The sequence below is a fragment of the Pseudomonas sp. 10B238 genome (assembly GCF_000970615.1).
Lineage (GTDB): Bacteria > Pseudomonadota > Gammaproteobacteria > Pseudomonadales > Pseudomonadaceae > Stutzerimonas.
Window position 1 is genome coordinate 244,674 of the sequence record NZ_KQ033934.1, and the last position, 22,886, is coordinate 267,559.

Genomic DNA, 22,886 nt, shown 5'->3' on the forward strand with positions numbered 1-22,886 from the left:
TCTGCCCCTTGAACACCTGACGAGGGGGATCCTCTTGCCAGTGTTGCGCCCCGGCTCAGCTGGCTCCGTGATCCGAAAACATCGGATCATTTAACAGCCAGCTGACTAACACCGGATGTAGAGGTCCATGCTTGTCGGCCAATAGGGAAAGCTCTTGCTTGGATCGCTCTTCCACTCGACCAGCCAACCAGACGGCTTCTGCTGTCGGGTAATGCCGAAGTAGATTATTTGCTTGGTACCGTACGTTTTCAGGAAGGCTCGTGTCCCTAGCCAGCTCCTGTAGGAAGTCCCGTGTTTGAACAACGCTACGGGTGCGCTCATGGGCCATCGTCATGGTATTGCTCCTGAAATGTCCGCGGGGAGAGGCGGCTTCTCGTCACTCAACATGAGTCGTCAGCCTCTCCGCCTCACTTTTCGATCACTGCATTGAGCGCGCCAGAGCCATCCCATATGGGGTAAGGGAGCCCTTTCACCTTCTTATCCTCGACGAGGAAGGCCAGGCTATAGCGCGCGCGGGTAATCGCGACGTATAGCTTGTTTCGCGACTCCTCCGTCTTATCCTTGTCGAACACTTTGGCATTTCCGCCAATGAACTTCAGATGTTTATCTGACGGGATCACAAGCACTCGATCAAAGCCTAAGCCTTTGCAGGAACCGAACGTATAACAGATAAGGTTACCCGGTAGGTATCCAGTGCCGGTGGTGGACGACCAGCGCAGTACTTGAGGCTGAAACGCTGCCAAGTAATCGCTCACCTGAGATTGTTTCACTATGAAGGTGCCATGGTGATGCGATATTTCGTCTGGCACTTTCTCGACACCTGTTACCGTCTTGTCATACAGCCCCAGGTGGATCGTGTCGGAGAGGTCGCAGATTTCTTGTATGCACCTGCGATTCTTCGGCATCGAATGCTTTTCGAACTTCATTTTCCCGACGAAGTAATCGACCTTCTGTTGAGGCGTCTGCGGAGCCTTATGGCCGAACGTCGTTGTGTAGATTGTCTGTCGAAAGTCGCCCACACAACAGATCGAGTCGACCATGACCTTGTTGAGTGATTTGATCACGTCGTAGTCCCAACCGACCAAATCCTGCACTTCATCAAAATAGACCCTTTGATAAATCTCCTTCAACCGCTTGGCAGGGGCATTTTTGGATAGTTTCGCAATGAGGGTCGCAAGCTTTGCCAAAAACCCGGAGTACGCCTTTGTTTTGCAGGGCGTCAGGTAATGCAGTGGATTGATCGTGCCATCTTCCGATTTTTCAGCTCTGCCTTCAATGTAGTAGGTTGTACCTGATATTAAGTGAGGGTTGTTCTCAGTGAACGAGATAGTCGTGATCCGATCTGGAAATACCTCGCTCTGATAGGGACGCACCATATCTTCCAGGTAAAAAGAGAACAGCCCCTTGACGACGAAGTGCTCACTGCTAGCACCGTACAACTCAACAAAACGAGAGCGCAACTCTGCCTGATTATTGGTTGTATAGGTGACTACAAGCACACGTCCACCAGCCTTGATGGTCTCAATGGCTTCAGTAATGATCTTGTGCGTTTTCCCTGATCCGGCGCCTGCGACCCAGAGTTCGTTAGGCAAAATCGAGCACCTCGTCTAGAAAGGCTGGGTACTTGAAGTCCAGTGCGCCATCGAACAGTTTGACCGCAGAGTCGACCTTGCGAGCGCCTTTACCGTTGCCCTTTACGCTCTTGAACCAACGGATCAAATTTTCCCTTCGATCCTCCAGAGAGACCTCTGCGTTGTAGATATTGAAGGTTTCCGTCGACAAGACTTCCTTTGCGAAAGCGTCAAGGGTTTTAATGTCAACTGCGTTGGCATAAATCATCGCTGGCTCAAGCGAAAATTCGGCGTCGTTCATCGACGAGTACAGCTTGATGTTAGGAAACGCAGCGTATTCCAGACGTCCTTGTACAACGTTACCGTTATAGTCGCCGTCATTATCCCTGAGCACATGGATCTTGGTGCCGATCTCTTTACCGACTTCGATGAACGTCTTGAAACCTACACCGCGTACCACGATGATATCTATCCCGTCCTGCTCAGGCAGTCGGTTGTGTTTTCGTTGGTAGATTTTCTTGAGCACCAGTTCGTCCGACGGCCCCTCGACCAGGATGACCTTGCCCGACAGTGCCACCCGCAAGGTGTCGTAGCCAGGAAGACGCTTGAGGGTCTTCACCACTTTAGCGTCTAGCGTGTGCAGCCTTTTGTACCCTGACTGCACAAGGCAAATTTTGTCGATACTCAGCTTGTTCAACACATACGAGCTGTGGGTGGTCAGGAACAGCTGCTTGTCTCCTCGCTGGGTTTCGATGTAGTGCACAAGCTTGTTCAGATTGGTGTGAGATAGATGATTTTCGGGCTCTTCCATCATCACCAGATCGATGTCGTGGGATTTGTTCTGAATGGCCAGTTTAATCTGCACATTGCTCTGTTCACCCTTGCCGATGAGGTGAAAAGGCACATCATCGACCTCAAGCTGTAGGCCGGTCTGGATGGAGCCCGCAGGTAACGTACTTGCTGCAATGGTGAGCTTGCTATCGGTGATAAGGTGACCCGCATCAAGGCTGGCATTGACCGTCCTGACCTCCCCGGAGTTGTTAAACACCTGCAGGTTTTCACGATAATTGAGGGTCAGCTTGACGAGCTCTTCCTTCGCCAATGCGGTGTTGAGAATGCTCGAAATGTACTGGTTCTTCCCCATGGTTGGGTGGATACGTGTGGGGTCGATGTACAGCGCCTTAAACTTCTTAGCGATCGGTTTTATCGGATTCCAACCGAAATCGAGCCATTCCACCTTATAGAATTCGATCGGAATGCTGGTGATGTTCGGCTTGGTCAGCAGGTGGCTCTCGTATACGGCCTCCAGCGACGGGTCGAAACAGGCTTGTACCAAGACGCCCTGGGCGTCAGCCTTGAGGCTGTTGTTCGAGCCTCGGTACTCAGGCACACCGTCAATGTAGGCTTCGATGATAAGGCTGGGCAGGTGCTTGGAGCTCAAGTCAGAGGCGAGAAACCGCGTGACGGCATCCTGATTGAAAAGATCAGGGGAGAACTCGCCGTTGAAGGGCCGTCCACGATGATTGTAATTGAGCACAATTTCTAACGCTTCCAAGATTGTGCTTTTACCAGCATTGTTGTCGCCGACGAAAATATTGACGTCGTCGTTGAATTCTAGAAGTTCGTCGCGAAATTTTTTGAAGTTGATCAGCTTGATGGCTTTAACGTGCACTCTAAATCCCTCTAGGCATCGCTTGATAATGGCGTATTACCATGGCAAATGAACCGTACCTTGGGTGGTGTGTGCTGTCCATATGGCTATCAGCTGAAGACGAACGTCTAGAGCAGTTTTGAATCACCTCGAGTGCCGTGGTCACATCTAATGCCTGCTTTTGGCCCAGAGTGTGTAAAAACGCTTCGTCAAAATTGAAGTGCGCGCGTCTACGTGAAATCTGAAATTTTTCGGCACCTCAGCAGATGTGGATTTCGCCCAGATGCGCGATTTCCAGTCCGGTTTTGAGTACCTGTCGCGCTCGAAAACGTTTTTACACAGCCTCGGCCGATTGCAGCCGGTGACGACAGGCACCTGTCGGCCAAAAGCTGCCTGTCGTTGAGTGCAATTTTTGACTCATGGCTGCCAGCAACGGCAGCAGTTAAAATGCTCAGAGACGATCACTCAACGAGCAATAGACCTAGTTTGTTCGACCGAGCTAGATTAGTAAAAGCTCTTTCACTTTTTGCTTGATTTCAGCAGGGCTTTCTTCAAATCCGTATTTACCGGCATTATCTTTAGAAGAGTTATATCCCAAGAAATAACCATTGTATTGAAAGTAGTTAGTGTCAATTTTTCGCCTGCTTGGCTTGCCTTTTTCCAGCATATCCAGAAGCGTTTTTAAGTGTGAGCGTGTTAGCCAGAATTTTAGAAGTAATCCGCTCCCTAGCACTTCAGTGCCGATCATTGGAGCTGCTTGAAAGCCCAAGGCCTAGCTCAGGGCTAGTCGTCTACACCAGTTCCGCTATGTATGCTGAAGGGGGCCCAACCACTCTACCTGACCAGCAACCTCAAGCGCTTCGGCGAATTCAACCTCAAGCTAAACCGGCCACCGGAGCCCTGGATCAAGGACTCGGTGTTCCAACAAGCTGCCGGCTCGCTGCGGGTGATCAGACCTAGCCAGCTAGATACCGAGAAAACGCCATGATCAACATTCCTCCCGCATCCTTCCGCCTTACACCGTACGGCGAAGTGGACGCCGTGGCGTTGGAAAACCTGCGCGACAGCTTCGACACCTCTCAACTGCTCCGGCTGGTTGATCGCTTGGACGTCTGCTTGGTGGAACTGGGTGGAATCACCTCCATTCGCGACGAGCTACTGAGATTGCATGCGATGGCTCTGACGATAGTTGAGGGCATCGCTCTTACGGTGCCTGCCGAGAGTGCTTGTATCTGGACAGAAGCCCAATCTCTACAGATGGATCTTGAGGCACTGGTTTCTTGGGCGCGCTCCGCTCAGCTCATCATTGCGCCGCTGATCAATCTTGCTCCACAGCACGAGGCATGAGCGCTCTCGCCGATTTCGACGAGGCTCAACTGTTTCTGACCATGGCTGGAATCGCCCGTAAGTAGATCAATTCACCAATCAGTTCTACGAGTGTCTGAGTAATCACAGCCGCCGCGGCCAGCGCGCGAATGGACTCCGGGAGCGCTAGGGCCAGGGGAAGCACTACAAGCGAGTTGCGAGTGCCTGAGCTAAAGGCCACTGCCCGTGCGGCAGAAGCCTCCAAGCCAAATAGCCGGGAGCTGAGTACGCCGAGGGCCGGAGCGAGTAGTAGAAACGCTCCGTATACCGGAAGCAACGGCGCCAGGATGTCGAGTTGGTACACGACAGCCGCGATCTGCGAACCCACCACCACGATTAGAACCAGGGCCATTGCAGGCACTGGCAGCCAGGCCCAACCTGCGCTCCATGCGCGAAGCAGCAGAGATCGGCGTCCGCCAAATTCGGTGAGCACAGCCGCTACCAAGGGTAGGACGATCAGTAACAGGAAGGCTTCTGCGAAGGGCCACAGCTCGATCACTGTGCCGGCTTCGGGGCCAAGGATTAGCCGCAAGTAGAGGGGCAGCAGCAGAAGCTGGAGCAACAGCAGCAATGGCGTCGCCGCGAGCACCAGACGAGAGTCCCCTTTGCCCAGGTGGGTGAAGACCACCACGTAATCGATACAAGGCGTCAGCAGGACAAGCAGCGCGCCGACCAACAAGGCCTTGTTCGATGAGAGCGGCCACGTCACCAGCCACACCATCAATGGCACCAATAGGAAGTTGGCCAGCAACAAGGCACCGACGAAGCGGCGGTTGGCAAAAGCTTCTCGCAGCTCCAAAAAAGGAATCTGCAGAAACATGGCATACATCAGCACGGCAATCGCCGGTGTGATGGCCATGGCCGTCAGTCCGGTGAATTGCGCAGAGCTCAGGCCTGCAATGGCAGCGGCCACCACCGCCGCGAAATAAAATGCTATCTGGTGTTCTTCCAGCCAGTCCCGCGACATCTGATATCTTCCCTTGTTGCGCAAGGGCGACATTCTCCCACTGGCATCGGATTTAACCCAGCGTTGAGGCTGGTTGCTTTTCGCTTTGCCGTTGGGCGAAGTCCGCAACGGTCCTAACAAGTCCTGCCGATAAGAGGATGCATGATGTTTCGAAATAACTGGATGGCGGGTCTGAGGCAAGTGCTCGCCATCGCCAGGAGTTAACCGCAATGAATCCTCAACCTTCAGGCATGCCCTGGAACCTGCTGCTGCTAACCTGGCTGGTCGCACTGGTATCGACCCTGTCCGCGCTGTTCATTGGTGAGGTGATGGGCCAGGCACCCTGCGTGTTGTGCTGGTTCCAGCGTGCCTTCATGTTTCCGCTGGCGGTGATCCTGGCCATCGCCTGCTACCGCTCGGATTTCACCGTCTGGCACTATGCCCTGCCGCTGACCGCTATCGGTGCGGCACTGGCATTTGTTCACACGCTGCTCTATGCAGGGCTGATTCCACAGCCGATCCAGCCCTGCACGGCCACTGGTCCATCCTGCTCAGGCGCCGGAATGACCCTCTTCGGCGTGGTGCCCCTGCCGGCACTCGCCTTGTTCGCTTTTATCCTTATCGCCATCCTGCTCATAATCATCCGTCGGAGAACCACCCCATGAATCGCCGTTCCGTGGTCCTGATCGTCAGTGTCGTGATCCTGGCCGTCTTTGCTGCCGCCGCATTCTTCTATTCCCCCTCGCAATCGCCTCAACAGGCCCAGGCTCCCGGTTCGACAGCCCAAGAGACCGCGACACAACCCAAACAGAACGGCGGCCAGTTGGTTCGCTTCCACTCACCAGTGTTCGGCCCGGCGCAAGCGCCAGTGACCATCGTCGAATTCTTTGACCCTTCCTGCGAGGCATGCCGCGCCTTCCACCCCTATGTGAAGCAGATCCTCGCCGAGAACCCGGAAGACGTGCGTTTGGTGCTGCGCTATGTACTGTTCCATCAAGGCTCCGAAGAGGTGGCGCGAATGCTGGAGGCGGCGCGTAAGCAAAATCTCCATGAACAAGTGTTGGGGGCTGTGCTGGAAGCCCAACCCGGTTGGCACGACGACCCCAAGGTAACGCAGGCATGGGCTGCTGCAGAGCGCGTCGGTTTGAACTTGGAACAGGCCCGCCAGGACATGCATACGCCTGGCGTCAACGCCGTGCTGGAAACGGACATGCAGGACGTTAAAGCCGTTGGGGTTCGTGGCACGCCGACTTTTTTTGTCAATGGTCGTGCGCTCAGCGAGTTTGGCCCGGAGCCGCTGCGCCAGTTGGTGAACAGCGAAGTGGCCAAGGCACGAGAATGACACTATGAGCGCGCTGGAAAACCGCGTGCCACCGCTGCTCGTGGCCGGCCTGATCGCTGTGCTGATGGGTTTGTCGGGAACCAAATTGCCGGGTTTCGAACTGGCATGGACCGCGCGCCTGACCTTCGCTTTGCCAATACTGCTCCTGGGGCTCGGCGTGTGCCTCGCCGGCGTCCTGTCGTTTCGCCGCGCGCGTACTACGGTTAATCCATTGCAGCCGCAGCAGGCTTCTGCATTAGTGGAGGCTGGCATCTACCGGTACAGCCGCAACCCCATGTACTTAGGCTTTGCCATTATCCTGGCGGCTTGGGCGCTGGTCTTGGCCTCGCCTCTAACCCTGCTTGGCGTAGTTGCTTTCGTGCTGTACATGAACCGTTTCCAGATCCCAGCCGAAGAGTGGGCGCTGGAAACATTGTTCGGCGAATCATTTGCCCGCTACCGTGCACGAGTCCGCCGCTGGCTCTGAGCGTCCGCGGCGGTAGCGACTGGCGGGGCTTGCTCGTCGCGGCAGCCTGCCGAAGGTGCCACGACCTAGCCTGATCTCCTCGTGACGAGCTGCTTTGGCCACATGCCGCTAGCATGTCTCTGGTCGAAGACATAGCGCCAACGAGTGATGTCGCAAGTTCACTCCGTTGATATCGAGATAACTGTCTAGCAACAGCGGTGAGCGCAAAGCAGGCTTATGCTTCGCTGCGATGACTGTCGGCCTGCCTGGTGTCGATACAAACACTGCCGTCTAGCTCCATTTCAAGTGTCGAGTGGCTGACTTTGAATCGCTCATGAAGTACACGTTTTAAATCAGTCTTCACTCGTTCAATTTCGGGCAGGCTAGCCTTCTTGATGACAACGTGAGCTTCCAATGCAGTTGAATGTTCGGCAATTTCCCAGACATGTACGTGGTGAACACTCACAACGTCGTCCACTTGCTCCATGACATTGATTATATCAGTGATGGAAACTCCTTCTGGTGCGCCCTCCATTAACAAGTGAATGGTTTTAGGTAGCATGCTAAAGCCCTGCCATAGCACGTAACCAGCAATCATCAGCGTCAGTACAGTATCTGTCCAATACCAGTCATACAGAAGGATTAATGTTCCGGCAATAATAACACCGACGGAGGCCAGCGCATCCGACACATTGTGCAAGAATGCCGCCTTTATATTCATGCTATTCTTAGACATTGTGTAGGTGAGCAAGGCCGTGACGACATCTACAATCAAGGCTATTCCCGCCACCACGACCACTGTCCATCCTTCAATGGGCTGTGGGGCAAAAAACCGACCTATAGCTTCGTAGATGAGGTAGAGACCAACGATAATCAGCGTGACCAAGTTAATCAAAGCCGCTATGGTTTCACTGCGTCGGTAGCCGAAGGTTTTAAAAGCATCTGGCGGTTTGCGACCGATTTTACGTGCGATGAGCGCAATAACCAGTGATGCGGCATCGCTCAAGTTATGTAGCGCGTCAGCTATGAGCGATAAACTGCCAGAAAGTATTCCTCCAACAACTTGTGCCAGAGTTAGCACAGTATTAACGCCAATGGCAGCGATTAAACGCTTATCGCCTATGGCTTCGGTGTTATGGTTATGTTCGTGAGCCATTGGTTTTTAACCGTCCTTAAATAACATAAGACAAGGATAGGGAGCCCAAAAAAGTAATAGATAATACTAGCACCAATACCATCTGGCCTTCCAAACCACACTGACAGAAATGCGACCACTCTCAAGCGAGTTCGTGCATTATCGTCTGAAACTTGCCGATAACTGGTCGATCCCTCTCAAACGTTAAACGACGTTGCTCGCTAATGATAGATGATGCGGCGTCAATCCGAAGATGACAAAATTGTAATCTTCCAATCATTCTTTTCGTAGGATAGGCCCTTGCAGATTGGTGCGCCTCGGTGCTGACATGACGAAGCAAGGCGCTCATGTCACCGCGCAATGGAAGCATTACATTTCAATAATGTAATGCTTGGCTCATGCTGCTGTTAACTTCAATCACGCAAAATTCATTCGAACCTGCAGGGCTCAGCGAGAAAGCTCAGCAAGCCACCTTTGAATTTAGCGAGGACTGCCCTATGAATCTGTTGAAAGCTATTGTTGTTGGTTTGGTAATCTGCGGCTCCGCATTGTCTTATGCAGAAGATGGTTACGACCGCTCAATTAAATTTAATGAAAAATTCCGAGCAGATCAAAAACGAATTCACGGAACCGAATCCGCCAAACGAAAAATAGACGAATTACAGATTAAGGATACCCGCCAAGATCAGAACAATACGGAAAGCAAGAAAGAAACCAAAGCTGACTAACCGCTTCATATCTGAACGATATTCGCCTCCTGCAGCTTCCAATCTCCTTTGGAAGCAGTTGCACTCTAAGCGCCCTTCGGGGCGCTTTTTTGTTTCCATAACTTGCCCGCAACATCGCTACCAGCGAATCGCCCGGAATTTATATAAGCCGTTTCGTTTAAGTCAGGCCGCCATTGCCTGATCTGTTGTTATTAGCCTTCGCAAGGATCATGTCCGAGTGAGCTGAACAGACGCTGTGGCGTACAGCGCACCCATGTCTGGGTCGCTATCTCAAAGGCCTCACGGTTCGCCCATGATTGACGGTGTCAGCTCGGCCTTGCACAGCCCGCTGATCGTTCCAGCCAGGGCTTTGTCGTAGCTATCGCCCTTTGCTGCCGACCGGGGCAGGTCAGTCGCTGTTTGCATAATCCTTCGTCAGCTCACCGTGGGTGAAAGCCATCAGGTCAAGGACGCGTATGTAGCGAAAGTCATACGCACTAAGCGCTGAGCAATTTTTTATTTACCGCTTAGATGCATCAGACTGCGCCACAAAGGCTGTGCTGTCCGCTGCGCCGCTAATGAAACTGCGCTCCGATAATTAACGCGCCCCGTTCTCGCTAGCTAGCAAGAACGGGGCGTTGTGTGCCGCCATCCAATCTCTAGCTTGTTCTGTCAGCGGCCAACGCGATTTCTTGCTCCTCCAATTCGTCTTCGCGTCGATGAGCCATCTGGTAGAGCAACGGCAAAACTAATAGCGTTAGCACCGTTGAGGAGAGAATCCCCCCGATCACCACCGTCGCAAGGGGACGTTGTACCTCTGCACCGGTACCCACATTCAAGGCCATTGGAACGAACCCGAGTGAAGCCACTAAGGCTGTCATCAATACCGGTCGTAGCCGGGTAAGGGCACCTTCGCGGATCGCAGTGTCCAGAGGTAAACCTTGCTCCCGTAGGCTACGGATGAAGGAGATCATTACCAGGCCATTTAGAACGGCGACGCCTGACAGAGCAATAAAGCCAACACCTGCTGAAATGGACAATGGGATATCTCTGAGCCACAGCGCAACAATGCCTCCGGTGAGCGCAAATGGAATCCCTGTAAAGACCAACAAACCGTCTTTGACATTGTTGAACATCATGAAAAGCAGAATGAAGACCAGGAGCAGCGCCACGGGGACGACAATCTGCAGCCGCTTCGTTGCCGATTCAAGCTGCTCAAAGGTACCGCCCCAGTCGATCCAATAACCTGCCGGGATATCTACCTGGGCCTGGATTTTCTGTTCTGCCTCAGATACGAATGATCCAATGTCACGACCACGGACGTTTGCACTGACGACAATTCGCCGTTTCCCTTCTTCTCTACTGATCTGATTCGGACCGGGGGCCAAATCCAGGGTGGCCACCTCGCCGAGGGGGATATAACTTATGGTGCTGTTTAATTCCCTTGGAAGGGCAATTGGAAGCCGCTCAATTGCGGCGAGATCGCTGCGTATCTCGTCCGGTAAACGAACCACGATATCGAAACGCCGATCTCCTTGAAACAAGGTGCCTGCCTCTCGGCCACCGATAGCTACTGCAACCGCTTGCTGGACGGTATCTAGACTCAGGCCGTATCGTGCGATCTGATCGCGATCGATATCAATCGTGAGCATGGGAAGGCCAGTCGTCTGCTCGACCGTAACCTCTGAAGCGCCTGGTACTTGTCCTAGCACCTCGGATACTTCCGCCGCCGTGCTGTTAAGAACGTCCATGTCATCACCATAGATTTTCACGGCTACCGCGGCACGAACTCCGGAAATCAGCTCGTTGAAACGCAGCTGAATCGGCTGGGAAAACTCGTAGTTATTGCCCGGCAACTCAGCGGCGGATGCTTGCACCTCGCTTAAGAGCTGATTACGCGACTTGCCTGGATCCGGCCACTGTTCTTGTGGCTTCAGCATGACGTACCCGTCAGAGATATTTGGAGGCATAGCATCCGATGCCACTTCCGCAGTGCCAGTTCGCGCAAATATGCGTTCAATCTCCGGAAACTCATCCATAAGCTTTCGCTCCAGCTGCTGCTGCATCTCTACAGACTGACTAAGACTGGTAGCTGGTACACGAAGGGCTTGGATAGCGAAGTCTCCCTCGTTGAGGCTAGGCACGAATTCACTGCCCATACGTGACCCTACGAGGCCAGAAAGTATGACTACAACTACCGCAAAGGTGAGCACTGCTGGCTTGTTGGCCATTACCGCATCGAGCGCAGGTGCGTAGGCCCGTTTAGCATTGCGGATTAGAAAGTTTTCCTTTTCCGTAACCCGCTTACCGATAAAGAGCGCAACGGCCGCCGGGACGAACGTCACCGAAAGGATTATCGCCCCGAATAGCGCTGTCACTACGGTAAACGCCATGGGCGTGAACATCTTACCTTCTACCCCTGTAAGGGCGAATATCGGCAGATACACGATCATAATGATCAGCTGCCCATACAATAGAGGCCGACGCACTTCCTTTGCCGCAGCGAATACTTCATGAAGCCGTTCGGACAGTGTTAATGCCCGTCCGTGATGGGACTGAGCGTGTGCAAGTCGACGCACGCAGTTCTCAACAATCACCACGGCTCCATCGATAATGATGCCGAAATCCAATGCGCCTAGGCTCATCAGGTTGGCGCTGACCTGATTGGCTACCATGCCGGTGAACGTGAAGAGCATAGAAAGCGGTATCACAAGCGCGGTTAGGATCGCCGCCCGGATATTGCCTAAGAAGAGAAAAAGTATAACCACAACAAGAATGGCACCCTCAGTGAGGTTCTTCTTAACGGTGGATATAGCTTTGTCTACGAGTACAGTTCGATCGTAGACAGTAATTGCCTTTACGCCTTCCGGAAGCGAAAGGTTTATCTCTTTCATCTTGTCGTCGACAGCCCTTGAAACTACTCGGCTATTTTCACCGATAAGCATGAAGGCCGTACCTAGTACCACTTCGCGGCCATTCTCGGTGGCTGCGCCAGTGCGGAGCTCCTTTCCAACCTCGACCGTCGCAACGTCGCGGATACGCACTGGGGTACCGTCAACGTTGCTAATAAGGGTATCGCGGATGTCCTCCACAGACTGCATTTGTCCTGGAGCGCGAACAAGATACTGCTCGCCGCGCTTTTCAATATATCCGGCACCTAGATTGTTATTGTTTTGCTCAACCGCCTCGATCAAATCTTGTAGTGTTAGTCCAAACGACCGCAAAGTGTCTGGGTTGGGGGCGATCTGATATTCCTTTGCATATCCTCCGATCGTATTGATCTCAGTAACACCAGGTACATTTCGGACTTGCGGTTTGATGATCCAATCTTGAATCTCACGCAAGTCAGCAGGGGTATACGGCGTACCGTCCGATTTGGTGGCACCTTCCTCAGCTTCAACCGTCCAAAAATAGATTTCGCCAAGCCCAGTGGAAATAGGGCCAAGTGTTGGAGTGACGCCATCTGGGAGCTGATCTTTGGCCCCTCCCAGGCGCTCGTTCACAAGTTGGCGGGCAAAATAGATGTCAGTGCCTTCCTCAAAAATAACTGTGATCTGAGAAAGTCCATATCGAGACAAGGATCGTGTCTGCTCGAGCTTGGGCAGCCCAGCCATTACCGTCTCGAGCGGGTAGGTAATACGCTGCTCCACTTCCAGCGGGGAATAACCTGGCGCCGCAGTGTTGATTTGCACCTGTACGTTGGTGATATCCGGGACAGCATCGATAGGCAGCTTTTGGTAGCTGTAAGCTCCTAACGCTGCCATGCCAAGCACGGCTAGCATAACCAACCAGCGATGCTCGATAGAAAAACGAATGATACGTTCGAACACGATTCTATAACTCCGTATCAGTGAGCATGCGAGGCGCTGGCTTTGCCAAGCTCGGACTTGATGATGAAGCTGTTATCCAAGGCATAGCGCGCTCCGGGCTGGAGGCCTTCCTTGATTTCGACCGCGTCACTATCGCTGCGGCCACTCACGATTGGCTGAGCAGCAAAGCCATGGTCGGTCCGTACAAACACCACCGGCTTTTCTTCCAATGTGTGGATCGCATCAGGACTTACTGCGACTGGCACGGATGCTTCGCCAGCGCCTACCTGCACTTTGACGAACAGGCCGGGGCGCCAAACCCCTTCAGGGTTGGGAAGTGTGACCCGGGCGGTAGCGGCGCGGCTTTGCTGACCAACAAGTGAGCCGACATAAGAAACGGTTCCATTGGCACTGGACTCGAATGCTGTGGCCTCGATAACGGCATTGCTGCCTACTCGTACCGCGCTGAGTGCATTGGCAGGAACGCTGATATCTGCCCACACGGTGGAGAGATCGGAAATGATGAATATCTGGTCATCGGTATTGACTGACTCACCGAGCGTGATGTCCTTCTCAACGATCATCCCATCGAACGGCGCCCTGAGTTCGTAGCGGCTCAATGCGTCTGGCTTGCCAGCATCACTGCCAAGCGCTTGTAGCTGTGCGTTTGCATTCGCAACAGTCAGCTCTGCTTCCCGTAAAGCCTGTTGTGCCTGTAAATAATCCTGTTCCGCAGAAATACGCTCTTCCCATAGCTCCTTTTCGCGTCGATAGGTTTTTTGAGCCAATGCAAGACGTTTTTGCGCCGCGTAGAACTCGCTTCTACGTTCCGACAGGTCTGTACTCGCGATCACAGCAAGTACTTGCCCCTGTTTCACCTGTTCGCCCAAATCGACTTTGACCGCTTCAACGACACCTGAGAGACGAGGCACAACTTGCGCTGTGCGGTCTTGGTTGAATGTAATTTCGCCAGGCAGCTCAATTGCGCTTTTTATCTTTGCGGGCTGAGCAGTTGCCAGTGAGATGCCGGCGGCTAGGATTTGTGTCTCTGAGAGTTCTACCTCTGCTGTTTCAGTATGCTCCGCTCCCTCGGGCTCATCTTCATGCTCATCTTTCTCTGCCGCACCGACCTCGTGATCGCTATCGGCGCCTCCTTCATCATGGCCATGATCTCCTTCGGCTTCTGCATCCTCATCCGAATGCCCTTCATCCTCATGCTCCGATTCGTCACCATGCTCGCTATGTGCGTCGCCCGCATCGGGCACAGCTGGACTACTGCGAAGAAGCAATCCGCCAAGCATAAGTGCCACGCTTAATATGACGACGATCCAAAAAATCTGCTTCTTGTGACCAGCCAAGGAAGATGTATTCGATTTACTTTTCATATGGATTCCTATGGCTGAGTGGCCGAGGTGATAACGGCCGACCCATCTCCGACAATTCGCGAGATTTCTGCCGCCGCCTGGTTAGCTTGTGATAGCGCAGACAGGTACTGAGATCGGGCTTGGAAAAGCGTGCGTTGAGCATCCAGTACGTCAAGGAACGTGAATTTTCCAAGTTCGAACCCCTTGCTGGCAGCTTCATAAGCGCTTTGGGCACTGGGGAGCATATCGTTGCGCAACAGTTCAAACTGCTGGCGAGCAGTGCGCAGCCGCATGTGCGCTTGGGAAAGTTCGCTTTTCAGGCGTATATGGACGGCGTTGAGCTCGTCCTGCGCCTGGTAGGCCCGTTCCTGCGCTGCTCCGATGTTGCCTTGGTTTCGATCAAACAACGGCAGGGGCATCGAGATACTCACCAATCCCAGCGTGCCGTTATATTCATCTGAGCGTTGGGCACCTACGCTAACCGTCACGTTAGAAAAGCGATTCGTCCTTTCCAGCTTTAACGCAGCCCGACGTCTTTCAGCCTCCCGACGCGCGCGGGTTAGTTGGGCGGAATCGTTCAAACGGCTATAAAGCTCAGCTAGCTCGGGAAGAGGAGGCACTGCCTCTGCCGGCTCTTTTACTCGCTCAAAGCGTGGCTGTGGATTTCCCCAGTTGGCCGCCAGCCGAGTGCGCGCAGCTTCGAGTTCAGCTGTGGCCTGGGCAAGCTCTACTTGCACTCCAGTAGCCGCAACCCGCGCCCGGGTTTCCTCTACGGGAGAAACCATGCCGGCCCTCACACGTCGATTGGCCACGTTCACTGCTTGCTTCGCAAGCTTTGAAGCAGCCTGAGCGAGGTCCAGCCGTTCTTGAGCAGTAAGCACATCGTAGTACGCGCCCATCACTGCCCCCCTCAGTCGAGCTTGGGCGTCCTGTAGGTCAGCAGCTGCTACGTCCAAGGCTCGTTGCGCCGCCTCAATACGAGCCGAACGTTTACCACCCAGCTCTATTTCTTGGCTCAGTTCAAGCGTGGTCTCCGGGGCATCGCCCCGGATTCCCTCCTGGCTAGCGGACAATATTGGATTCGGACGTGCTCCGGCTTGGCTAATTAATGCGCGAGAAGCAGCCAGCTCACGTCTTGCAACAGCCAGTTCAGGGCTTGCAGAGCTAGCGAGTTCCAAGGCGCGTAGAAAGCTTATGGATTCGACAGACTCAACGGGGAATGTATTTGACACACCGACAGGTAAGGTCTGTGTGAAGGTCGGCAACTCTAAGGGTTGCGCAAAGGCGAGATTGCACGACAACGTCGTCAACCCCAGCGAGAAAAGAGCTTTTCGCACCGAAATCTCCTAAAAAAAGGGAAGGTTCGGTGAGACGTCAGATACAGATAAATGGCGCTTACTGGTTACTTTGGCGTCCCACCGGTTTTGCACCGATGCGCCAATTAGGTTTCTCAGGACGCCCCGCTTCAGCCGATGCGTAGCTAGCAGAAGGAAACGGTTTCAAGCTCATTGATAATACCGAACCAGGACAGATCCCTTTCGTTATAAGCGGCTTGATATGGTCGCCATGAAAGACACAGTCTCCATCCAGACTGATTTTTTTTGCGGCTTTTGACGATCCTTCCTCGTCAGCACCCAGAGACTCGTGCGAATGTTCGTGATGTCCAAGATGATTTGCTGCCGAACCATCCTCATGTCTGCAGCTCGTGCTAACAACTGCCCATGATGATTGCAATGGGAACAGGGCTAGCAACAACAGCAGAACTATTTTTCTCATCCAAGGCAAAACGATGACTTCCTGGTTTAGATGTCGAATCCAATCATAGAGCTACCCCCGCCAAGACGCGGAACACAGCGCCGCTACTGCGACAGTGATTCGTCCTGGGTTTAGGACACAATACACGAAAGCGTTTTTATCAGCCTCGCCAAGCCGGGGAGATAACTGATGGCCATGGGGCTGACTTTAAAGAAGAGTGGATAACGACCGCGTGACCGCAACATTACAAATCTGTAATCGAGGATATGCGCGATTGCTTGCCTTTCAGATAACAAAATAGTAATTTGCCGCTAATCCTGCGGTCATCTGCAGGGAAGAACTTGCCTAAGCGCTAAAAAAAAGCGAAAGGCGTCATTTGAGCACTGACCTGCCGTACACCAGGAGCATCATCATGAGCAAAATGGCCGTTTTTTCACTAACAGCCCTTTCACTGGCATTGGGCAGCGCCCCGGTCTTTGCCCAATCGGAAACAGCGGAGGGCTTCATCGAAGGCAGCACGCTATCGCTGATAAATCGCAACTATTATTTCAATCGAGATTTTCGCGACGGTGAGAGTGCGACCGGCAATGGCTACTCTGAGGAGTGGGCTCACGGGCTGATGGCCTTCTTCGAGTCCGGATATACCCAAGGCTCGGTGGGGATCGGCGTCGACGCCTTCGCCATGCTCGGCCTCAAGCTCGATTCTGGATCAGGACGTTCCGGTGCTGGCGGAACCGTCGATCTTCTCCCCTACAATAGCGCCGGCGATGCCGAGGATGACTTTTCTCGAGTAGGGGGGGCCGTGAAAGCACGGTTCTTGGGCACCGAGATCAAGGCAGGCGATGTATTTCCCGCTACTCCTGTCGTGCACTTTGGTGACGCACGGCTGCTGCCGGAGTCTTTCAAGGGTGTCACCGTTGTGAACAACTCGCTGGACGACCTCACCCTCCAGGGCGGCCGCCTGCACGCGATGAGCCAGCCCAATACCAGCAACACGAACGATGACTTCGTCACGTTTTATGGCGGCGGCGTCGACTCGCCTTGGCTCGGCTACGCAGGCGGCGACTATAGCGTCAACGAAAATCTTAGTCTTAGCCTGTATACCAGCCGGCTCAAGGATGCCTGGAACCAACATTACTTCGGTCTATCGGCCACCTATCCGCTTTCCGATGTCGTCGCGTTGCTGGGCAGTTTCAACTACTACAAGGCAACCGACGAAGGCCGCGAGTTGCTGGGCGAGTTCAACAACAACATCTGGAGCTCCAGCCTGGGTGTCGCCTTCGGCGCGCACACCGTCACGGCGTCGTATCAGCGAAACAACGGTAACAACGACTTTGACTACTTGCGCCAGGCGGACTCGATCTACCTGAATAACTCCATCCAGTACAGTGATTTCAACTCACCTAAAGAGCAGTCCTGGATGCTGCGTTATGACCTGAACATGGCGGGTTACGGCATACCTGGGCTTACGTTCATGACTCGCTACGCCCGCGGCTGGGGCGCCGATTACAGCAACGCAAATGAGGTATATATGCGCCAAGACGATAACGGCGCGCCTCTGTCCGGACAGAAGCGCTGGGAACGCGACGTCGAAGCCCGCTACGTTGTACAGACTGGCTCTCTCAAGGATCTGTCACTGCGGGTGCGCCAAGCTACCACGCGGGCGACAGCTTTCGAGTCCGACCTCGATGAGGTCCGACTCATCGCCGAGTACCCTCTGTCGATCTTGTGAAACACCATGAGCAACACCACATCTTCTTTAGTTTTGCTCCCTTGGTTTGAAGATGTGTTTCAGGCGCCCATCAGGGCGCCTTTTTTGGTTTGGTGCACCCCCTCGCGCTGCGGGTCAACCAAATGACCGGTAGATTACAAATTCGCAAGATAGCCCTCACAGGGCTTTTACCGCGTTAAAGTGCTTCCCGCTTCCCTGGGCAGATCTTTTCGCCTCTGCCTTTCACGCTAGAGCCAAGCCGCTTTCGTCTTGACCTAGTTACTACATGGATTTTTTTGGTTCCGCTTACCGCGCACCTCCTTGCCGAGTTACCTCAAAACATGCGCATCCTGGTTGTCGAAGACGAGATCAAAGCTGCGGAATACTTGCAGCAGGGTCTTATCGAATGTGGTTACTTGGTCGATTGCGTAAGTGATGGCCTCGATGGGTTTCACCTGGCACTGCAGAACGACTATGACATCGTGCTGCTAGATGTGAATCTGCCAACCATGGATGGGTGGGAGGTTCTCGAACTCATCAGGCGGCGTAAGCAGACACGCGTCATCATGCTGACTGCCAATGGCCGCTTAGAGCAAAAAGTCCGCGGCTTGGAATCGGGCGCCGACGACTATCTGGTCAAGCCGTTCCAGTTCCCCGAGCTGCTTGCCCGTATCCGGACACTGTTGCGGCGAGGCGAGGCAGTCACACTTCCGAGCAACCTGCGTGTAGCCGACCTCGAACTGGACCCGGCCCGGCATAGGGCTTACCGGAGCGGTCAGCGTATCGACCTCACCAGCAAAGAATTTGCGTTATTGCATCTGCTCATGCGCCGGACTGGCGAAGTCCTCACGCGTACGGAAATAACTGCCATGGTGTGGGACATCAATTTCGACTGCGATACCAATGTGGTGGATGTTGCGATTCGTCGCCTGCGGATGAAAGTGGACGAACCCTTCGGCGATCGCCTGATACACACCATCCGGGGTGTGGGCTACGTGCTGGAGGCGCGGCCTTGAAGCCACTCAGCCTCGCATCGCGTCTCGCGCTTCAAATCACACTGACCGGCGCCGCTTTGGTCGCGCTGCTGATTGCACTGAGCTACTGGGTACTGGTGCGCCAACTGGAACTGCGCGCCCAGGAGGAAGTGACGGCCAAGCTCTCTCAGATCGATCATGGACTCCTCGAAGACACCAAAGCCCGTATGGGCCGCTCCTGGCAACACGCATTGAGCGATACCGTACTCGGCCATGACAACCTTTCGATTACGGTCATCGGCGATACAGCGAAATCACCCATTTTCAGTATCGGCCGATTCGCCAATGCGCCGCAGCAGCTGGATCTCGTGAGCAGGGACGGCGACTATCTTGGCTGGACAACGAAAGATGGCGTGCAGATGCTAACCGGGCGCAAGCAAATCCAAGTCCCGGGACTGGCTCCAATGACGCTTTTACTTTCGCAAGATCGCAGTGCCGATCAACGGCTGGTGGCTGCATTCCTGCGCTCGGCCTTAGTGACCGTGCCGATGCTACTGATATTGATCGGATTGGCTGGATGGCTAATCGCCCAAAATGGCTTGCGGCCGCTTCGCAAGTTCCGGGCCTTGGCGACTAAGGTATCTACACAGGATCTATCACCTCGAATCCGCACCGATCGGCTTCCGCAAGAGCTCCAGGCATTGGCGCACAGCCTCAACGTAATGCTTCATCGACTCGATGACGGCGTTCAGCAACTGTCACAATTCTCGGACGATGTGGCTCATGAGTTAAAAACTCCGCTGAACAACCTGATAGGCAAGGCGCAGGTGACTTTGGTGCGTGAGCGAAGCAAGGAGCATTATCGGGAGGTGATCGAGTCGTCGGTTGAAGAACTCGAACGCATGGATCGAATCGTGTCAGACATGCTGTTTCTCGCCCAGGCCAGCCACGCCAGCCCAGCACTGAAGCTCGAACAATTATCTTTAGGAAGCGAGGCGAGGCGCGTATGTGAATACTTCGAAGTCCTTGCCGAAGAAGCGGGAGTCGCTACGACAGTAACGGGCGATGCCATGATTTTGGGAAATCGACTTATGGTCCAGCGGGCCATTTCCAACCTGCTATCCAACGCGCTGCGGCATTCAAATACTGGCAGTACGGTCGAACTTAAGATCCTTGAGGAGGACGTAGACATCGTCTCGCTGGCTGTCACCAATCATGGCGCGACTATCGAATCGGATCATCTCCCACATCTGTTCGACCGCTTTTACCGCGTTAACGGCATACAACCTCGCGGGGCAGGATTGGGGCTAGCGATTGTCCGCTCAGTGATGAACCTCCACAAAGGCCACGTGGCCGTCGCCAGCAAAGACGGTCGGACCACGTTTGAACTCACGTTTCCTCGGCAGGCCTGACTCAAAGTGATACCGCACGGAGACAGCCATCACTACGAAGGGGCAAAAACCACAGGGACAAACAACCATTTCGAGGGCATGCGCGTTGGCCGGGTAACCAGGCCCGCAAGCCCCAACGCCGTTCATTTAATGCATGCGTCCTCGCTAATTCCGGCGAGAATGCCGCAAGCCTCAACTTCCCGCCCATCGTTGCAATTAGCCCGCAGTGAAACGAGTTGTCGTTCGAGTGATTGCAGAGCGGTTATCTGGGATCTGACTTGAGAAATGTGATCATCGAGTAAGGCATTGACGGCCGTACAAGGCTGGCGAGGGTCATCCTGGTAGCTTTGGAGTGCGTGAATCTCTGGAAGTGACAGATTCAAGATTCGGCAGCGCCGGATGAAAGCTAGCCGCTCGCCATGCTTCTCGGTGTAGACACGATAGCCGTTCGCCTGGCGATCAGGCGGTGGCAACAAGCCCTGCTGCTCATAGAAGCGGATCGTCTGTGTATCAATCCCTATTAGCCTTGCTAACTGACCAATGCGCATCGTGTGAATCCTCATCGGCTCTGCGTTATTGACCTTATAGTAGCTATAAGGCTTTTAATGATCCCATCTTCGATTTCAAGTGGAGCCGTATCATGAGCAAGTCCGATGGTCCCTGCGGCTGCGATGCGACACCAGCCGCTGATGCCGATATGCAAAACCCTTCCGATACGACGGGGCAATGGGTCAGTGTTTACGCCGTGCCCAAGATGGATTGTCCATCAGAAGAGCGAATGATCCGCTTGGCGCTGAATGGTTTGGACGGAGTTCGGAAGCTGACTTTTGATCTGTCGGACCGTCGGTTAGATGTCATGCATGACAGTGCCGTTGAGCCCATAACCAAAAAGCTGGCGACGTTAGGGCTAGGCGCCACTCTTCAGAAAACTGTCGCGGCAGACCCTGAGATGATCAAAGCCGCCGAGAATCCGGCGAACTCTACACAGGAATCCCGCTCCCTACGTTTACTGTTAGGCATCAACGCCTTCATGTTCGTGGTAGAGATGACTGCTGGCCTGATTGCCAGGTCCGCGGGTCTGATTGCCGATTCGCTCGACATGTTCGCTGACGCGGCAGTGTACGGCCTGGCCCTTTATGCGGTTGGGCGCAGCGTCAATCTGCAGGTGCGTGCTGCACACCTTGCTGGTGTGCTCCAGCTGATTTTGGCCCTCGGCGTGCTCGTAGAGGTGATCAGACGCTTTATATTCGGCAGCGAGCCCGAGTCGCTGATAATGATGGCCGTCGCGTTCCTGGCATTGCTCGCCAACACGGGTTGTTTGCTGCTGATTTCCAAACACCGGGAAGGTGGTGCTCACATGAAAGCGAGCTGGATATTCTCCGCCAATGATGTGGTCATCAACATGGGCGTCATAGTCGCCGGAGCGCTCGTCGCTTGGACTGGGTCCAACTACCCAGACCTGATTATCGGTACCGTCGTGGGATTCATCGTTCTCAACGGCGCTCGGCGTATTCTGGCGCTCAAGGGTTGAAGGAGCTCCCGTTACAGAAAAAGGGTGTCTTCATGCCTGTAAGCCATCCGGGTCTAGCGGCGTCAGCTAAAACTGGCGACGCCGCTTTAGCCGTTGGCGGATGGTGGGTATTGCAGAACGTGGGCTGCAAAGTCCATCAGCGAGACGAAGCCGCACTGATCGGCTTTTCCTTCACGCTGTAGGTGGTAGCCCCGCATGCCTTGCCCAATTGGACCAAGCATATCGGCTTGCAACGTGTCACCGATCATTGCGATAGCGGAGGCTTCGCAGCCAAGCTGTTCGATCATCTGACGATAGATTGCGGGCTCAGGCTTTATTGTCCCAACCTCAAAGCTCCATCCGTAAACATCGAACGACGGCAGTAACAGTTTGGCCGGAATCGCATATGGGGCTGCGAGATTGGAGCACAACGCGAGATTCAGGCCGGCGTCCTTTAGCTGATTTAGCGACTCCAACGCATCATCGAAAAGGCGAACGCTGGCCAGCTCGGTGAAAAGGTCGCTTTCAAGGCTAGCTAACTCAGAGTTGCTCAACTGCGCACCGAAATAATCGGCAGCTCCAGCCAAGCCCAGATTTCGAGTCATCAGAGTCCGTGCGTCATCCGGCCTTGGTGTTTTGCCCTGAAGCCGCAGGTTCTGCATCAGTTGGCGGAAAGGATGGCGGCGCTCACCTATCTGGAGAAGCGTGCCAAACACATCGAAAACTACTGCTTGTATCATGCCGGTACCTCTACCGTTGGAGGCGAACCGCCCACCCGAAGAGCGATGCCGCCCCTCTCAGTTTTCTGAACTGGATTTCTTCAGAGGTGGCACGAAGAAGATGGGTCTTTGCGGGGGCGCTATCAGGATATCTGTCGACTTGATGCTTGTGCCTTTTCGACGCCTTGTTTTGCCGTTCTTGTCGACCGCCAGCAGATCACCGGTCGCGACAGCAATGTCGAGTGCCTGCTTTACGCGAAGCTCGTCAGCCATGGTGTAGTTGGTCAATCCGCTCATCAGGCCCAAAAAAGGTTGCCGTTCTACCTCGTAGACCTGTTTGGGCAAGAGCTCCGAAAGTTCTCCTCGGATGCGGTCATTGGTAGCATCGTCGAAATAATGCTCATCCAACAGCAAATCGTGCTGACCTGTCACGGCGATATCCCGATTGGCGTCGTAGCTGAAAAAGCTGGAAGGCGACAGCATATGGGAAA

Annotated in this window: 22 protein-coding genes and 1 pseudogene; 10 read left to right on the forward strand and 13 right to left on the reverse strand. The window is 54.0% G+C overall.

The window, feature by feature from the left end; translation table 11 throughout:
• Positions 1 to 55: 55 nt before the first annotated feature.
• From RT21_RS14165 to RT21_RS23615, 4 genes are all read right to left on the reverse strand, one after another.
• Positions 56 to 334 carry a BPSL0761 family protein gene (locus tag RT21_RS14165; protein WP_015275580.1) on the reverse strand — a complete coding sequence of 93 codons (279 nt, stop codon included), beginning with the start codon at positions 332 to 334 and terminating at the stop codon, positions 56 to 58.
• Positions 335 to 407: 73 nt separating this feature from the next.
• On the reverse strand, positions 408 to 1,592 hold the full coding sequence (locus tag RT21_RS14170; RefSeq protein WP_003292679.1) for a UvrD-helicase domain-containing protein: 1,185 nt from the start codon (positions 1,590 to 1,592) through the stop codon (positions 408 to 410).
• The gene (locus tag RT21_RS14175) at positions 1,585 to 3,243 is read right to left on the reverse strand and encodes an ATP-dependent nuclease (RefSeq protein WP_015275579.1); all 1,659 of its coding nucleotides are present in this window, start codon (positions 3,241 to 3,243) and stop codon (positions 1,585 to 1,587) included. The genes RT21_RS14170 and RT21_RS14175 overlap by 8 nt, the downstream gene beginning before the upstream one ends.
• Before the next feature lie 478 nt (positions 3,244 to 3,721).
• On the reverse strand, positions 3,722 to 3,970 hold the full coding sequence (locus RT21_RS23615) for a hypothetical protein (RefSeq protein ID WP_101153433.1): 249 nt from the start codon (positions 3,968 to 3,970) through the stop codon (positions 3,722 to 3,724).
• 63 nt (positions 3,971 to 4,033) lie between these two features.
• On the opposite strand from RT21_RS23615, the gene RT21_RS23620 reads away from it, so the two are divergent.
• Positions 4,034 to 4,210, forward strand: a complete 177-nt coding sequence (locus RT21_RS23620; protein WP_003292677.1) for a hypothetical protein — start codon at positions 4,034 to 4,036, stop codon at positions 4,208 to 4,210.
• Positions 4,207 to 4,569, forward strand: coding sequence for a Tn3 family transposase post-transcriptional regulator TnpC (tnpC, locus tag RT21_RS14185; protein ID WP_003292676.1), 363 nt, complete (start codon positions 4,207 to 4,209; stop codon positions 4,567 to 4,569). The genes RT21_RS23620 and tnpC overlap by 4 nt, the downstream gene beginning before the upstream one ends.
• Before the next feature lie 25 nt (positions 4,570 to 4,594).
• On the opposite strand, the gene RT21_RS14190 is transcribed toward tnpC, so the two are convergent.
• Positions 4,595 to 5,554 (reverse strand): arsenic resistance protein, encoded by a 960-nt coding sequence (locus tag RT21_RS14190; RefSeq protein WP_003292675.1) that lies wholly within the window; start codon positions 5,552 to 5,554, stop codon positions 4,595 to 4,597.
• 209 nt (positions 5,555 to 5,763) lie between these two features.
• Between RT21_RS14190 and RT21_RS14195 the strand changes: the two genes are divergently transcribed.
• The 3 genes from RT21_RS14195 to RT21_RS14205 are packed head-to-tail and all read left to right on the forward strand — an operon-like array spanning position 5,764 to position 7,341.
• A complete protein-coding gene (locus RT21_RS14195) occupies positions 5,764 to 6,198 on the forward strand; it encodes a disulfide bond formation protein B (RefSeq protein ID WP_003292674.1) in 435 nt (144 codons plus the stop codon).
• Complete coding sequence (locus RT21_RS14200) at positions 6,195 to 6,875, forward strand: DsbA family protein (RefSeq protein ID WP_008569955.1); 681 nt, start codon at positions 6,195 to 6,197, stop codon at positions 6,873 to 6,875. Before RT21_RS14195 ends, RT21_RS14200 begins: the two co-directional genes overlap by 4 nt.
• A gap of 4 nt (positions 6,876 to 6,879) precedes the next feature.
• Entirely contained in the window at positions 6,880 to 7,341 is a 462-nt protein-coding gene (locus RT21_RS14205; RefSeq protein ID WP_003292672.1) for a methyltransferase family protein, read from the forward strand.
• Between the two features lie 214 nt (positions 7,342 to 7,555).
• Here RT21_RS14205 and RT21_RS14210 read toward each other — a convergent pair whose 3' ends face one another.
• A complete protein-coding gene (locus RT21_RS14210) occupies positions 7,556 to 8,476 on the reverse strand; it encodes a cation diffusion facilitator family transporter (RefSeq protein ID WP_008569956.1) in 921 nt (306 codons plus the stop codon).
• A 377-nt stretch (positions 8,477 to 8,853) separates the two neighbouring features.
• On the opposite strand from RT21_RS14210, the gene RT21_RS14215 reads away from it, so the two are divergent.
• Complete coding sequence (locus RT21_RS14215) at positions 8,854 to 9,183, forward strand: hypothetical protein (RefSeq protein ID WP_023444715.1); 330 nt, start codon at positions 8,854 to 8,856, stop codon at positions 9,181 to 9,183.
• A gap of 279 nt (positions 9,184 to 9,462) precedes the next feature.
• Here the strand turns inward: RT21_RS14215 and RT21_RS23625 are convergent, their stop codons facing one another.
• The 4 genes from RT21_RS23625 to RT21_RS14230 all read right to left on the reverse strand — a co-directional run bounded on the left by RT21_RS23625 (position 9,463) and on the right by RT21_RS14230 (position 15,672).
• The gene (locus tag RT21_RS23625) at positions 9,463 to 9,588 is read right to left on the reverse strand and encodes a hypothetical protein (RefSeq protein ID WP_023444716.1); all 126 of its coding nucleotides are present in this window, start codon (positions 9,586 to 9,588) and stop codon (positions 9,463 to 9,465) included.
• Between the two features lie 233 nt (positions 9,589 to 9,821).
• Entirely contained in the window at positions 9,822 to 12,992 is a 3,171-nt protein-coding gene (locus RT21_RS14220; RefSeq protein ID WP_015275576.1) for a CusA/CzcA family heavy metal efflux RND transporter, read from the reverse strand.
• A gap of 17 nt (positions 12,993 to 13,009) precedes the next feature.
• Positions 13,010 to 14,356: an efflux RND transporter periplasmic adaptor subunit gene (locus RT21_RS14225; protein WP_015275575.1), complete on the reverse strand. Its 1,347-nt coding sequence runs from the start codon at positions 14,354 to 14,356 to the stop codon at positions 13,010 to 13,012.
• An 8-nt stretch (positions 14,357 to 14,364) separates the two neighbouring features.
• Positions 14,365 to 15,672 carry a TolC family protein gene (locus RT21_RS14230; protein WP_008569960.1) on the reverse strand — a complete coding sequence of 436 codons (1,308 nt, stop codon included), beginning with the start codon at positions 15,670 to 15,672 and terminating at the stop codon, positions 14,365 to 14,367.
• A gap of 830 nt (positions 15,673 to 16,502) precedes the next feature.
• Between RT21_RS14230 and RT21_RS14235 the strand changes: the two genes are divergently transcribed.
• The 3 genes from RT21_RS14235 (at position 16,503) to RT21_RS14245 (ending at position 20,187) form a co-directional block, all read left to right on the forward strand.
• Entirely contained in the window at positions 16,503 to 17,822 is a 1,320-nt protein-coding gene (locus RT21_RS14235) for an OprD family porin (RefSeq protein ID WP_042925536.1), read from the forward strand.
• A 320-nt stretch (positions 17,823 to 18,142) separates the two neighbouring features.
• Positions 18,143 to 18,817: a heavy metal response regulator transcription factor gene (locus RT21_RS14240; RefSeq protein WP_008569962.1), complete on the forward strand. Its 675-nt coding sequence runs from the start codon at positions 18,143 to 18,145 to the stop codon at positions 18,815 to 18,817.
• On the forward strand, positions 18,814 to 20,187 hold the full coding sequence (locus RT21_RS14245) for a heavy metal sensor histidine kinase (protein WP_003292663.1): 1,374 nt from the start codon (positions 18,814 to 18,816) through the stop codon (positions 20,185 to 20,187). Before RT21_RS14240 ends, RT21_RS14245 begins: the two co-directional genes overlap by 4 nt.
• A gap of 122 nt (positions 20,188 to 20,309) precedes the next feature.
• Here the strand turns inward: RT21_RS14245 and cadR are convergent, their stop codons facing one another.
• Complete coding sequence (gene cadR / locus RT21_RS14250) at positions 20,310 to 20,714, reverse strand: Cd(II)/Pb(II)-responsive transcriptional regulator (protein WP_003292662.1); 405 nt, start codon at positions 20,712 to 20,714, stop codon at positions 20,310 to 20,312.
• 92 nt (positions 20,715 to 20,806) lie between these two features.
• Between cadR and RT21_RS14255 the strand changes: the two genes are divergently transcribed.
• Positions 20,807 to 21,697, forward strand: coding sequence for a cation efflux transmembrane domain-containing protein (locus RT21_RS14255; RefSeq protein WP_003292661.1), 891 nt, complete (start codon positions 20,807 to 20,809; stop codon positions 21,695 to 21,697).
• A gap of 86 nt (positions 21,698 to 21,783) precedes the next feature.
• Here RT21_RS14255 and RT21_RS14260 read toward each other — a convergent pair whose 3' ends face one another.
• Together RT21_RS14260 and RT21_RS14265 are read right to left on the reverse strand one after the other, a co-directional pair.
• Entirely contained in the window at positions 21,784 to 22,416 is a 633-nt protein-coding gene (locus tag RT21_RS14260; protein WP_003292660.1) for an HAD family hydrolase, read from the reverse strand.
• 57 nt (positions 22,417 to 22,473) lie between these two features.
• Positions 22,474 to 22,886, reverse strand: a pseudogene (locus RT21_RS14265) (hypothetical protein); the annotation flags it as partial.

What these genes read in the sequence shown, in the direction of transcription:
- RT21_RS14165 (WP_015275580.1), bottom strand. Translation starts at nt 334, where the DNA reads ATGACGATGGCCCATGAGCGCACCCGTAGCGTTGTTCAAACACGGGAC.
- RT21_RS23615 (WP_101153433.1), bottom strand. Translation starts at nt 3,970, where the DNA reads ATGATCGGCACTGAAGTGCTAGGGAGCGGATTACTTCTAAAATTCTGG.
- RT21_RS23620 (WP_003292677.1), top strand. Translation starts at nt 4,034, where the DNA reads ATGCTGAAGGGGGCCCAACCACTCTACCTGACCAGCAACCTCAAGCGC.
- tnpC (WP_003292676.1), top strand. Translation starts at nt 4,207, where the DNA reads ATGATCAACATTCCTCCCGCATCCTTCCGCCTTACACCGTACGGCGAA.
- RT21_RS14190 (WP_003292675.1), bottom strand. Translation starts at nt 5,554, where the DNA reads ATGTCGCGGGACTGGCTGGAAGAACACCAGATAGCATTTTATTTCGCG.
- RT21_RS14195 (WP_003292674.1), top strand. Translation starts at nt 5,764, where the DNA reads ATGAATCCTCAACCTTCAGGCATGCCCTGGAACCTGCTGCTGCTAACC.
- RT21_RS14200 (WP_008569955.1), top strand. Translation starts at nt 6,195, where the DNA reads ATGAATCGCCGTTCCGTGGTCCTGATCGTCAGTGTCGTGATCCTGGCC.
- RT21_RS14205 (WP_003292672.1), top strand. Translation starts at nt 6,880, where the DNA reads ATGAGCGCGCTGGAAAACCGCGTGCCACCGCTGCTCGTGGCCGGCCTG.
- RT21_RS14210 (WP_008569956.1), bottom strand. Translation starts at nt 8,476, where the DNA reads ATGGCTCACGAACATAACCATAACACCGAAGCCATAGGCGATAAGCGT.
- RT21_RS14215 (WP_023444715.1), top strand. Translation starts at nt 8,854, where the DNA reads ATGCTGCTGTTAACTTCAATCACGCAAAATTCATTCGAACCTGCAGGG.
- RT21_RS23625 (WP_023444716.1), bottom strand. Translation starts at nt 9,588, where the DNA reads ATGCAAACAGCGACTGACCTGCCCCGGTCGGCAGCAAAGGGCGATAGC.
- RT21_RS14225 (WP_015275575.1), bottom strand. Translation starts at nt 14,356, where the DNA reads ATGAAAAGTAAATCGAATACATCTTCCTTGGCTGGTCACAAGAAGCAG.
- RT21_RS14235 (WP_042925536.1), top strand. Translation starts at nt 16,503, where the DNA reads ATGAGCAAAATGGCCGTTTTTTCACTAACAGCCCTTTCACTGGCATTG.
- RT21_RS14240 (WP_008569962.1), top strand. Translation starts at nt 18,143, where the DNA reads ATGCGCATCCTGGTTGTCGAAGACGAGATCAAAGCTGCGGAATACTTG.
- cadR (WP_003292662.1), bottom strand. Translation starts at nt 20,714, where the DNA reads ATGCGCATTGGTCAGTTAGCAAGGCTAATAGGGATTGATACACAGACG.
- RT21_RS14255 (WP_003292661.1), top strand. Translation starts at nt 20,807, where the DNA reads ATGAGCAAGTCCGATGGTCCCTGCGGCTGCGATGCGACACCAGCCGCT.
- RT21_RS14260 (WP_003292660.1), bottom strand. Translation starts at nt 22,416, where the DNA reads ATGATACAAGCAGTAGTTTTCGATGTGTTTGGCACGCTTCTCCAGATA.